This is a genomic window from Roseiarcus sp. (assembly GCF_052145395.1).
In the GTDB taxonomy this organism is placed as follows: Bacteria; Pseudomonadota; Alphaproteobacteria; order Rhizobiales; family Beijerinckiaceae; genus Roseiarcus.
The window spans coordinates 1-11,268 of the sequence record NZ_JBKQOT010000100.1; the positions used below are offsets into that span (position 1 = coordinate 1).

Below are 11,268 nucleotides of genomic sequence, written 5' to 3' on the forward strand. Positions count from 1 at the left end.
TGACCTTACGCGCGATCGCCCCGGCCGCCACTCGCGCGGCGGTCTCGCGCGCCGACGACCGGCCGCCGCCGCGATAGTCGCGAATGCCGTATTTGGCGTCATAGGCGTAGTCGGCATGACCGGGCCGGTACTTGTCCTTGATCTCGCCGTAGTCCTTGGAGCGCTGGTCGACGTTCTCGATGAACACGGCGATCGGGGTTCCCGTCGTGACCTGCCGCCCGGTCGCGTCGTCGGTCATGACGCCGGAAAGAATGCGCGCCTCGTCCGGCTCCCGCCGCTGCGTGGTGAAGCGCGACGAGCCCGGCCGGCGCCGGTCGAGGTCTGCCTGGATGTCGGCGGCTTCCAGCGGCAGGCGCGGCGGGCAGCCGTCGACGACGCAGCCGATCCCCGCCCCGTGGCTCTCGCCGAACGTGGTGACCCGGAAGAGATGGCCGAAACTGTTGTGCGACATGGGCCCGCTCCATAGCGGTCCGCCTTGCGCCCCGTCAAACGGGCCGTCTCGCCGCAGCCGCCGAATTTCGAACAATCTTTCGCCACGACGCGTAACAGCGATCGCTTTTGCAGCGAAGGAACCCAGAGCCCCAACGGCTCGCCAGGGAGAATCCTATGCTGAAAGCTTTCGCCGCCGCGAGCCTCGTCGCCGCGCTCGCCCTTTCGCCTGTCGTCGCCTTCGCCCAGACGGATACGTCCGGCGGGACCATGTCCGACAAGACCATGGCGCCGAAGAAGCCGATGATGAACCATCATACCATGCACAAAAAGCCGATGATGAAGACGAACATGAAGTCGGACACGATGAAGAGCGGCGAGATGCAGCAGAAGATGTGAGCTTCTTCCCGCGCGGGCGGCCTCCGCCCTGTCCGGGGGACGGATGGGGCGGAGGGAGCCGCATAAGCGTCGCGGCCGCAAAGCGGGGGCGTCTTTCGCGTAAGGCGACCGTTCATCCCCAATTCATCCACGGGAGTGCAACCTCTCCTCGTGAACAACCGCGGGCCGACGAGCCCGACACGGAGAGAGGACTCTCAATGCTCAAGAAATTCGCCGCCATCGGCCTCAGCGCCGCCCTCGCCCTTTCGCCCCTCGCCGCCCTCGCCCAGACCGACCAGAATGCGGCGCCCGCCGCCGGCGCGCCCGCGGCTGCCGCTCCGGCCGACGCCTCGGCCAAGGCGCCGATGAAGTCGCACAAGGCCAAGTCGCACAAGACCAAGTCGCACAAGGCGAAGAAGAGCGCGGCGCCGGCCGCGGCCACGCCGGCGGCGCCGGCCGCAAATCCGCAATGACGTGACGGGCGGAGCTGATCACGGATCTCCTTGAGGTCGTTTGCGACCTCCTTTCGCGCCCGCCCAGTCTTCGGACGGGGCGGTTTTTTTTGCGTGCAGCGGCCTTTCGTCCGCGCGGCGCCCATGCGACTTTCCTGAGCGATGGAGGGCGTCATGGCCGCAGCGGAATTCTGGTACGAGTTCGCCAGCATCTATTCCTATCCGGCGGCGATGCGCGTCGCGGCGCTGGCTGCGGCGCGCGGCGTCGCCCTCGTCTGGCGACCGTTCCTGCTCGGACCGATCTTCGCCGCCCAGGGCTGGCGTGACTCGCCGTTCAACCTCTATCCGAACAAGGGCCGCTACATGTGGCGCGACCTCGAGCGCATTTGCGCCGCGGCGGGCCTGCCGTTCCGCCGCCCCGAGCCCTTTCCGCAGAACAGCCTTTTCGCAGCGCGGGTCGCCCTCGCCCTCGAAGGCGAGAGCCGCGCCGAATTCAGCCGAAAGGTCTATGCGGCCGAATTCGGCGAGGGCCTCTCGATCGCCGACCGCGGGCGAATCGCCGGGCTCGTCGCGGAGCTCGGCCTCGATCCGCAAGCAGTTCTTTCCCGCGCCGGGAACGACGCCTTGAAGGCGCAGCTCAGGGCCGAATGCGCCCGCGCCGCGGGGATCGGGATTTTCGGCGCCCCCAGCCTCGTGACGGAGGACGGCGAGCTCTTCTGGGGCGACGACCGGCTGGAGCAGGGCCTCGACTGGGCGGCGAAAGGATAGAGCGCGACGGGAACGATCTCCGGTTGGGTTAGGATAGAGCGGGACGGCCTCCCTCGCGCGCGAGCCGGCCGACGGAAAAGGCGACAAATTCTTGCCATACCGGCGCATGTGTTCTACTTTTGTCCTTACTAGAAGGAGAGCACGCCGCATGTTCGATTGTGTCGAAGCCGTTCCGCCGAGCGCCCCCGGCAATCCGCCAGCGGACGGGCGCGCCGAGTTTTTGGGCGGCGGGACGCCGCCCCTCCGGAAAACCCCGGAGGACGCGCTCGGCGATCCGCCAGCGGACCCGCGCGTGGCGCGGCTCAAAAAATTCAAGCGGGAGCAGCTGATCGTCGACTATCTGAACCGAGGCGTTTCGGTCGCCGAGATCGCGGCGCGCATCGGCGTGGGCGAGAAGCGGATGCGCGCAATCATCCGTGAAATTCTCGCCCGCCGCATGCCGGCGCCACCGCAAGAATTCGTGGCGATCCAGGTGAGCCGTCTCAACGAGGCGCTGCTGGTGGCCTACAGCGCCATGGGGACCATGAACCTCAAGGCGGTCGACCGGGTGGTGAGAATCGTGCGCGAGCTCGACCGCTATCACGGGTTCGTCGCCGCCGAGAAGCGCCGCCCCGCGCCGCCCCCTCGGATCACAGTCGGGGAGTTCGGGGCGCCCGCAGAAAGAGCGATGGCGTTCGGCGCGGCAATGTTCTGCCGCCCGGAATTCGCTCTGCAAGACTCTGAAAGGATTGACTTCGCGCCCGGAGTTGCGATGGCGGCGGAAATCGCGGATCGCGTGGAGGCGGCGCAGGAAGATCCTATACTTGCTTCCATTCGCGAGCCCCAGCAACCTCCGCCTGCGCCCGACGCCCCGCTCGACGATCGCCCGGAACTCCTAAGGGGCGACGTCATCGCGAGGAGCCCGCAGGGCGACGTGGCGATCCAGGAGAACGTCGAGCGCCCGACGACCCCTGGATCGCCACCCCCCGGACTTGATCCTGGACCTGATCCGAGGGTCGCTCGCGATGGAAACGCGCCGTCGCTCGGCCTCCGGCTTAGGCGCGACGATCGCCCGGAAAACCCACCGCAACCCTCTGAAACAATTGATTCTGCGCCCGGGCCCGCGGCCCAACCCTCCTGCGACGCGGATGCGGCGCGGGCGCCGGCCCGCGCGTCCGAGCGCGCCGAGCCCGGGACCGACGCGTTGAAGGCAATCGCGCCGCGGATCGAACGCCCGGGAAACCCGCGACAAAGCGTTGAAAACGTTGAATCCGCGCCCGCGAACGGTCGGCCCGCGGAGGGGACGTCCGCGTCCGGCGGAGCGTCCGCCCTCGGCCCGCCCCACCCGAACCCGATCGGCGCAAGGCGCGTGAACGTCCGTGCGGTCCTCAACGGCGTCATGGCCTGCTGAATGGGCGCCGGCGCGGCGAGGACCGCCCGAAGGCCGGAGGTCCGCCCTACGGAGCGCCGCGCTTAAGCGCCGCGCTGACGAAGTTGACTGCCTGTGGACTGGCGACAGCGTCGAGGATCGGCAGCATGATCCGGAGCCGCGTGAGGTCGACCGGCGCGTCGGCCGCGCCGCTGACGCTGCCGGCCACGTCGCTCGGGTCAAAGGTCACGTCGAAGCCCTCGCCGCTGTAGCGCACGCGCGCGCCGTTCCTTTCGACCCGGACGACCTCTCCGCCGAAGCGCCCGTGCATGACCGCACCCCCGCCCGCTTCGACGAAGAAGCCGTCGCGGTTCGGCGCGGCCTCGAAAGCCGCGACGCTGCCGAAGAACAGCGGCTTCGTCTTGTAGGGCCCGCCGTCCTCGGGGCATACGATATCGCAGTGCCCGCATTCGTTGCACACATCGGCGAAGGCGCCGATCTGATGCGGCTTGACGACGCTGAGCGCGCCGACAACGTCCACCGTCCAGCCGCCTTCCGTCGGCGTGAGGCGCTCGACCTGGGTGTCGCCCAGCGGGATCGAGAAGCTGAAGTTGGCGTCGTTGGGACAGACCGGAATGCACTTGTCGCAGGCCAGGCAGTCGAAAAGCATGAGCGTGCTGCCGACCTTATGCGGCGGCGTCGCGTTTTCCTCGGCGCTGTAGCGGGGGTCGGCGATCGCGCGCTCGGCGTACACGGCGCTGTTCCGTACACGAGCCGCCGAGACCCAGGCCGCGAACGCGTCGCCCGCGGCGGCGCGCGGATCGCCGCCGGCAAGCGCGGCGCGGCACGCGGCGGCGCGCTCTTCAGAAAGGCCGAGATCGTTGAGCGCGGCCTCGGCCTGGCCGTGCGCCTTGAGCACGAAGACGTCGATGTCCTTCGCCCCGACTGCGTCCATGCGCTTGACGAGTTGGGCAAAGTAGCGCCACCCCTTGCGGTAGCCGGCGAACTTCAAAAAGTCGCTGCAGACGGTGACCGGCTTCAGGCCGAGGCCGACCGTGTCGGCGAAATTGCCCTCGTCGACGCCGCCGGAAAACGAAACCGGCAGGCGGTCGCCAAAGACGCTCCGGAAGCGGGCGGTCAGGGCAATCGCCAGCGGATGCAGCGGCGGGCCGGAGAGATACATCACTGGCTCGCTCGCCGGGAAGAAGTCCCGATTGTTCTCGACCACCAGCGTATTCGAGAATTTCACCCCGAGGCCGCGCCCGCGCGCCGACGCATAGGCGGCGAGGCGTTCCGTGGTCTCCACCACCTCGTCCCATTTCGCGTCCTCGGCGAACGCCCGGTCCGGAACCACGATGTCGTGGTAACCGAGGCTGCCGTGCAGGATCTCGTCGACCGCTTCGCGGCCGAGCAGCGTCGGATTGAGTTTCACCACGACGTCGAGGCCGACGTCGCCGATGAGATGCGTGACGATCGCTTCGATCTCGCCGGGCGGACAGCCGTGGAAGGTCGACAGGGTCAACGAGTCGGAAATGCGGGTCGGGAACGGCAGGTCGCGGAATTTCTTCCACGGCGCCGGGATTTTTGCCCGCAATCGGTCGACGACCGCGGTCGCGTCCAGCATGCCTTCGAGGAAGCCTTGCACCTTGGCCGACTTTATCCCGGCGAGATCGTAGCCGACGCTCATGTCGAACACCGTCTCGCTCAAGCCCTGGCCGATTCCGGACGCTTTGAGCATCTCGATCAGCATCGCGCCCTTGACGTATTCCTCGAGCGACTGCTGGACGGTGAGCTCCTGCGACCATTCGACGTTGAAGCCGACGGTCGCCATGTCGATGCACGGCCGCGGCACGTCGATCGCGTCGTTGACCTGCACGGTCTTCAATTCGATCACCCGGCCGCCCGCGAGCCACGAAAGCGCGATGTTCTGCGCCATCTGGGTGTGCGGCCCCGCAGCCGGCCCGAAGGGCGTCGCGGCGCGACGGTCGCGGAAGGCGACGGAAAGGTCGCGTCCAGGGTACGCCGTGACGAAACGCTGCGCCGGAAGATCGAAAACCGACCGCTTCTCTTCCAGCTCGCGGAACATGCGGCCGATCTGGACGTCGAAGGGAACGGGAGAGAGCTGGACCATGGCTATGGTGATGCCCCGGGTTTCCCTTCTCCCCGCGCGTGGGGAGAAGGTGGCGCGAAGCGCCGGATGGGGGGCTGCGCCGAGCGGCTGAGGTTGGCGCAGCTCGGCGCGGAGCGATAGAGCTTGGCGAAGCCCCTCACCCCGGCCCTCTCCCCGCAAGCGGGGCGAGGGAGAACGGTTGCTGCTCGCCTCATCCTTCTGCGCCTCTTTCGACGCCCGACAGGACAACCGCGGCCGCCGCGCCGTGGGCGCCGTGCGCCGCGAGCGCGCCGGCAAGGCCGGCCGCGCCGGTTGCCGAAGCGCGAACGTCGGTGTGCGCCCGAACGTATTCGAGCGCCCGCTCAATCGCCACTTCGTCCGCCACGACCGCCTCGCCGCCGGTCTCGCGCATCGCCTTGACGACTTCCCACCAGTCGTAGGTCTCGTCGTCGAGGATGCCGTGGGCGAGGCTCGCAGGAACGCTGTCCCACGGCTGCATGAAGCGCGACCGATTGCGGACCGCCTTTTCGAGCGCGACGCCGTCGAGACGCTTCCATGCGCGCGCCAGCGGGGCGCATCCCGCCACCTGTACCGCAATCAGACGCGGGACGCGGCCAACGAGCCCCACCCCCGCGGCGATCGCAAAACCTTGTGCAAGCGCGCTGGCCAGCGCGCCGCCGCCGACCTGCACATAAAGGACGTCGAGTTCGGCGCCCTCGGCGGCGAGCGTCTCGGCCATCTCGAAGGCAAGCGTGCGCGCGCCTTCCGCCGCAAGGCCATTGTCCGGTCCCTGCACGCCGAACGGGATCGCGTCTCGGTCGACTGCGCGGCGCGCGGCGTGGACGCAAGGGTCGCCGGTCTCGCCCGGGCGGCGTATGCAGGTTTCGACGTCGGCGCCGAGGTCGCGAAGGCGTCGCACGACGCTTCGCTCCGCGTCCGGGGGGATGAACACGTCGATCGGCCAGTCCGCCGCGCGCGCGATCACGGCCGCGGCGAGCGCGGCGTTGCCGCAGGAGGCGATCGCCAGCCTGCGGGCGCGCAAGTCCGCCCCGAGGGGGAGGCGGGAGATTTCCAGGACGCGCAGATAGAGCATCAGGCCCATCAGGTGGCGCGCCTTGTGCGAACCCGAGATATTGCGCGTCTCGTCCTTGGCCCACAGCGGCCCGGCGAGCCCGAGCGCGGCGGCGAGCGCCGGCTGCCGGACGAACGGCGTGCGGCGAAAGCCGCGATCATCGACCGCCTTCAGCGCCTCGTCGAGTTCGCCGACGACGTCATGCCAAGCATCGTCCGATAGGCCGGCGGCGCGCGCGAGACGATAGGGCGAAAGCCAGCGCCGGTAGCGCAGAAACGGGTCGTCCTCGGCTCCGGCGCCGGGGTCCGGCGCTTCCCGCGGGGCGACGAGCACGTGGTCGATGTCGTCGCCCGCGCGCGCGTTGGGACAGGCGAACGGGAAGGCGCGCGCGGGGTCGACGACGGCGCCGCAGCCGTGGCAGACGAAGAGCAGCGAGGCTGACGTCTCGCGGGTCACTTGAGCCGAGCGGCGACGCCGCTCTCCGCATTGAAGCGTTCGATCATCGCGTCCCAGGCGGGCGCGAGGTTGAGAAGGCCGTCCCAGAACGATTGCTTCGCCCGCACCGAGAAATCCTCGAGCGACACGCCCTGCTGCTCGACCCAGGTGAAATAGCCGAGGTTGAAGATTCGCTTGCGATCGACATGGCTGAGTTCGAGCACGTGGTCGACGCCCGCGCCCGCCATGAAGCGCCCCCAGGTCTCGCCGGCGGCGACCGCGTCGAAACGGTTGCCGAAATAGCGCCTCGTCGCCTTCACGACCTCGCTGCCGTACATGTCCGCGCTGTCGGTCGCGACGGTCAGGACGACGTCGTCCGGACCAAGGTCGAAAGAATTCGCCAGCTTCACCGCGGCGACGATGTTGCAGATGCTGGAAATGCCGAAGGCGCCGAGCGCGGCGACGAGCGCCGGATCGACGCCGCGCCGCTCGACGAGATACTTTCGACCTTCGTCGGTGTTGAACAGCGTCAGCAGCGTGTCGGTCGCGTGGTCGCTGACGCCAACGACGGCGTCGGCGTTCATCACGTTGTGGATCAGCGGGACGTGCTTGTCGCCAATGCCCTGGATGTTGTGCTCGCCGAAGCCGTTATAGAGCAGGGTCGGACATTCGACCGCCTCGACCGCGGCGATGCGCGCGCCATACGCGCTCTTCAGATGGTCGCCCGCCGCGATCGTGCCCGCCGATCCGGTGGCGGAGACGAAGGCCGCGAGTTTTGCGCGAGGGCGGCCCTCGGCGAACTTGTGAAAGACGCGCTCGAGGGCGGCGCCGGTGCACAGGCGGTGCACGAGGTAATTGCCGTATTCGCAGAACTGATTGAACACGATGTTCGCCGGATCGCGGTCCAGCGCCGCGCAGGCGTCGTAGATCTCCTTGACGTTGCTCTCCGAGCCCGGCGTGCGGACGATGTCGGAAGGCTCGGCGACCCACTTCTCGAGCCAGTCGAAGCGCTCGCGGCTCATGTTCTCCGGCAGGACTGCGACGCCGCGGCAGCCGAGGATGCGCGAGATGGCGACCCCACCGCGGCAGTAATTGCCGGTCGAGGGCCAGATCGCGCGGTGGCGCGTCGGGTCGAACTGGCCGGTGACGACGCGCGGCGCGAGGCAGCCGTAGGCGGCGAGCACCTTGTGGGCGCGAATCATCGGAAATCGCTCGCCGAGCGCGAGCACGATGCGTGCGGGAGAGCCGGTCAGCTCCGGCGCGAGTTCGATCGCGCCGGGGGTCGGCGCGAGGCCTCGACGGGAGGCGTCGTTGAACCAGTGGACGCGAAAGAGGTTCATGGGATGGGGCGCGTCCGGGTCGACGTCGACGAGGCGGCGAGCGATCGCCGCCGGAATCGTCGCCGGATCATTTAGCTCACCGAAGGTCGGCAGGACGACGCCGGCATCGCGGAAATGGAGAAGCGTTCGCCGGTAGACATCGCCGTCGACCTGATGCGTCTCCAGCCCGAGCCGCGCCATCTCTCACGCCCCTTCGCTGTCTTCGTCGCTGCCGAGCAACTTGGCTGACCGTTGCGATATCAGGTTCCCCGTGTCGCCGCTGGCGGCGAATCGCCGCACGAGGGCGCCTCGGCGTTCTGATTGTCGCTTCCGAGGCGAAGCATGGGGCCGGCTTCGCCGGGCGCGAGCAGCCGCAGATAACGCTCGACGCCGAAGTCGGCGACGACGCGATTGGCCTCGTGCGACGGATCGATCCCGTAGCGGCGCAAATAGGCGTAGTAGGCACCGCCGGTCATGTCGACCTTGCGGGCGTGCCGCACGGCGACCGATCCGATCACCCCGACGCTGTCGGGTCCGAACGCCGTGCGGACCGCCGGGCCGAGCACGAGGTCGGTACCCCAGCCGCTGACCGTCTCCGAGAACGCCCAGCCGGCAGCCTGCAACGCCCGGCGGGTCATCAGCGGGGCCATGATCTCGACAGTCGACACGCGGAAGAACCCGCGAGTCGCGTCGGGCCGTTTGAGGAAGGGCCAGGCCGATTCGGAGTCGGCGGTCAGCGCCGGTTGCGCGAGGTCGAGCTTTTCCCTAGGCAGCGCGGCGAACAGCGCGTCGATGTCCGCCGCGCCGAGTTCCACGTCGTCGTCGAGGAAGAGCACGGCCTCGTAGCGCAGCAAAAGGTCGGGGCGCTCTGCGAGCAGCCGGCGGATCGCCGTCGTCTTGGTCCCCGCCTGGAAGACGAGCGTGTCGGCGCGCGGATTCGGCTCGGCCTCCTGATAGTGGTTCAGCAGGACGTCGTAATCGCGTCGGCCGGCGAGCCAGGGCGCGTCAAAACCGCGTCCGCACTGGACGAAGACGAGCAGGTCGCGGCCGCTCCTGTTCACCTCGCGTTCGATCCGCAGGCGCGAGTCGGCGTAGAATCGGTCTTGCCTCGCCCGGAGCTCTTCGCGGCACAGCGGAGGCTTCATGTCGCCGTCGCGCGGCTTAGGATCGAAGACCCGCATCGCGGCCTCCTCAACCGACCGGCCCTTGCCGCGGATCACGTCGCGGACGAAGGCCATGTCGATGTCGGGTCTCGGCCGCCGTCCGTTCGGCAGGCCGACCTCCAGGAAATGCAGGAAAGGATGCGGGTGGGTCGCGCGCCAGTCTGGATTGTGCCCGACATACCAGGCGGGATCGAACTCGGCCGACGGCTGAGGCGCGTCGGCCCGTGAAAGGTATTGGCCGAGAAGGTCGCTCGCCCCGCCGCTCAAGGACGCGCGCTCACGATAGAAGCGCGGATCGAAGAAGCCGTTCGGGCGGTAGCCGAGACGCTCGCCGACGAGCGCGTAGTGGAGCGGCGCGAGGGGTGCCGCGCGTTCGGTCCCGAGCCGGCGACGGGCGTAGGCGCGGCTCCAGAAGGCCCGGCGCGCTGGGTAAGAAGGAAAGAGCATCGCCGCTCGCGTCGCCTCACCCCGAAGCGGGCAGGGGGACGTCCCCTGCAAACGCAACCGTGGGCCCGAACAGCGCCTCGAACGAGGCCCGGAGCGCCGCGTCCACATCCTCCATGGTCGCGGCGCGGCCGAGGTCGGCGAGGCTGGTGACGCCGTAATGGGCTTCCGCGATCCCGCACGGGACGATGCCGGAGAAATGCGATAGCGTTGGGGCGACGTTGAGCGCGATGCCGTGGAACGTCGCCCAGCGCCGCACCCGGACGCCGATCGCTGCGATCTTGTCCTCGGCGAGCGCGCCGTTCGCCGCGCGCGGCTTGTCGGGCCGGGCGACCCAGACCCCGACCCGATCTTCGCGCGTCTCGCCCGCGACGCCGAAGGCCGCGAGCGCGCCTATCAAAAAACCCTCCAGCGCGGCGACATAGGCGCGGACGTCCGGCCGGCGGCGCCTGAGGTCGAGCATGACGTAGACGACGCGCTGTCCGGGGCCGTGATAGGTGAACTGCCCGCCGCGGCCAGCGCGATAGACGGGGAAGCGCGGGTCGAGAAGGTCGCCGTCTTTTGCGCTCGTCCCTGCGGTGTAGAGCGGCGGATGCTCGAGGAGCCAGACCCGTTCGGGCGCGCCGGCCGTCGCGATCGCCTCCGCCCGCGCCTCCATTTCGGCGAGCGCGTGGCCGTAGTCGGTGAGGCCCGGCGAGACGAGCCACTCGACAGGCGGCGCGCCGGGCGCAGCGAGGAAGGCGGCCGCGAGACGAGGATTGGGCATAGGCCCAGCCTCTTAGCAGGACCGGGGCGGGGAGGCGAAGAGCGGAGAGAAAATTCGCGCAACCGGGCGACGGGCCGAACTCCCGTCGCGGGGTCGTCGGCGTCCCGTTCCCGTTCACGCGAACGTTAAGAGGCGATCGGCGTTGACGGCTTCGGGGCGCGGGCGGATCACTTCGCAGACCACAGGCGCGCATCTCACGTCTCTCAGCGTCGCGCCTTTCGATCCTCAACCGGCCCCGCGAAATAATGGGCTCAACAGCAACTATAGGGACGTCGGCGAAACCAGCGACTACACGCCAGGCAACGCGCTGTGGCGCCCCGAGAACAGACAACCCTTGAGTTGTTCGCCACGCTGACAATTTCCAGCGCGCACTCGCTCGTGCGCTGTTTGACAAAGATTTGTCAACGCCGTCATCTTTTTATCTTGACGACGCAATATTCGCGGCGTTGTTGTCTTTAAGGAAAGAGACGGAGGCCCAAAACCACGTGGGCGCTTGGGGCGTCGCGCGAAAGGGTCTTGGCGGGGGTGCGGCGTGCACGGCTTCGCCCGAAGGGCAGCGTGCGTCGGAGATGTGGTTTGCGCAT

The 11,268-nt window shown here is 68.7% G+C and carries 10 protein-coding genes; 4 read left to right on the forward strand and 6 right to left on the reverse strand.

The features are described 5' to 3' along the window. The coding region (locus tag ACLP25_RS03535) for a chorismate synthase (RefSeq protein WP_442467848.1) at nt 1-451 on the reverse strand (451 nt) is incomplete at its 3' end. Between the two features lie 155 nt (nt 452-606). Between ACLP25_RS03535 and ACLP25_RS03540 the strand changes: the two genes are divergently transcribed. From ACLP25_RS03540 to ACLP25_RS03555, 4 genes are all read left to right on the forward strand, one after another. Then, nucleotides 607-828, forward strand: coding sequence for a hypothetical protein (locus ACLP25_RS03540; protein WP_442467849.1), 222 nt, complete (start codon nt 607-609; stop codon nt 826-828). Between the two features lie 197 nt (nt 829-1,025). Next, the gene (locus ACLP25_RS03545; protein WP_442467850.1) at nt 1,026-1,280 is read left to right on the forward strand and encodes a hypothetical protein; all 255 of its coding nucleotides are present in this window, start codon (nt 1,026-1,028) and stop codon (nt 1,278-1,280) included. Between the two features lie 153 nt (nt 1,281-1,433). Then, on the forward strand, nt 1,434-2,027 hold the full coding sequence (locus ACLP25_RS03550) for a 2-hydroxychromene-2-carboxylate isomerase (RefSeq protein ID WP_442467851.1): 594 nt from the start codon (nt 1,434-1,436) through the stop codon (nt 2,025-2,027). Between the two features lie 148 nt (nt 2,028-2,175). Then, nucleotides 2,176-3,417 (forward strand): hypothetical protein, encoded by a 1,242-nt coding sequence (locus ACLP25_RS03555; RefSeq protein ID WP_442467852.1) that lies wholly within the window; start codon nt 2,176-2,178, stop codon nt 3,415-3,417. 46 nt (nt 3,418-3,463) lie between these two features. Here the strand turns inward: ACLP25_RS03555 and ACLP25_RS03560 are convergent, their stop codons facing one another. The 5 genes from ACLP25_RS03560 to lipB form a co-directional block, all read right to left on the reverse strand. Next, complete coding sequence (locus ACLP25_RS03560) at nt 3,464-5,506, reverse strand: hypothetical protein (protein WP_442467853.1); 2,043 nt, start codon at nt 5,504-5,506, stop codon at nt 3,464-3,466. A 190-nt stretch (nt 5,507-5,696) separates the two neighbouring features. Beyond that, a complete protein-coding gene (locus ACLP25_RS03565) occupies nt 5,697-7,013 on the reverse strand; it encodes a pyridoxal-phosphate dependent enzyme (protein WP_442467854.1) in 1,317 nt (438 codons plus the stop codon). Further along, the gene (locus ACLP25_RS03570; protein WP_442467855.1) at nt 7,010-8,512 is read right to left on the reverse strand and encodes a pyridoxal-phosphate dependent enzyme; all 1,503 of its coding nucleotides are present in this window, start codon (nt 8,510-8,512) and stop codon (nt 7,010-7,012) included. Before ACLP25_RS03570 ends, ACLP25_RS03565 begins: the two co-directional genes overlap by 4 nt. Nucleotides 8,513-8,571: 59 nt before the next feature. Further along, nucleotides 8,572-9,921 (reverse strand): hypothetical protein, encoded by a 1,350-nt coding sequence (locus ACLP25_RS03575; protein ID WP_442467856.1) that lies wholly within the window; start codon nt 9,919-9,921, stop codon nt 8,572-8,574. Between the two features lie 16 nt (nt 9,922-9,937). After that, complete coding sequence (gene lipB / locus ACLP25_RS03580) at nt 9,938-10,684, reverse strand: lipoyl(octanoyl) transferase LipB (protein ID WP_442467857.1); 747 nt, start codon at nt 10,682-10,684, stop codon at nt 9,938-9,940. Nucleotides 10,685-11,268: the final 584 nt, after the last annotated feature.

What these genes read in the sequence shown, in the direction of transcription:
- ACLP25_RS03540 (WP_442467849.1), top strand. Translation starts at nt 607, where the DNA reads ATGCTGAAAGCTTTCGCCGCCGCGAGCCTCGTCGCCGCGCTCGCCCTT.
- ACLP25_RS03545 (WP_442467850.1), top strand. Translation starts at nt 1,026, where the DNA reads ATGCTCAAGAAATTCGCCGCCATCGGCCTCAGCGCCGCCCTCGCCCTT.
- ACLP25_RS03550 (WP_442467851.1), top strand. Translation starts at nt 1,434, where the DNA reads ATGGCCGCAGCGGAATTCTGGTACGAGTTCGCCAGCATCTATTCCTAT.
- ACLP25_RS03555 (WP_442467852.1), top strand. Translation starts at nt 2,176, where the DNA reads ATGTTCGATTGTGTCGAAGCCGTTCCGCCGAGCGCCCCCGGCAATCCG.
- ACLP25_RS03560 (WP_442467853.1), bottom strand. Translation starts at nt 5,506, where the DNA reads ATGGTCCAGCTCTCTCCCGTTCCCTTCGACGTCCAGATCGGCCGCATG.
- ACLP25_RS03570 (WP_442467855.1), bottom strand. Translation starts at nt 8,512, where the DNA reads ATGGCGCGGCTCGGGCTGGAGACGCATCAGGTCGACGGCGATGTCTAC.
- ACLP25_RS03575 (WP_442467856.1), bottom strand. Translation starts at nt 9,921, where the DNA reads ATGCTCTTTCCTTCTTACCCAGCGCGCCGGGCCTTCTGGAGCCGCGCC.
- lipB (WP_442467857.1), bottom strand. Translation starts at nt 10,684, where the DNA reads ATGCCCAATCCTCGTCTCGCGGCCGCCTTCCTCGCTGCGCCCGGCGCG.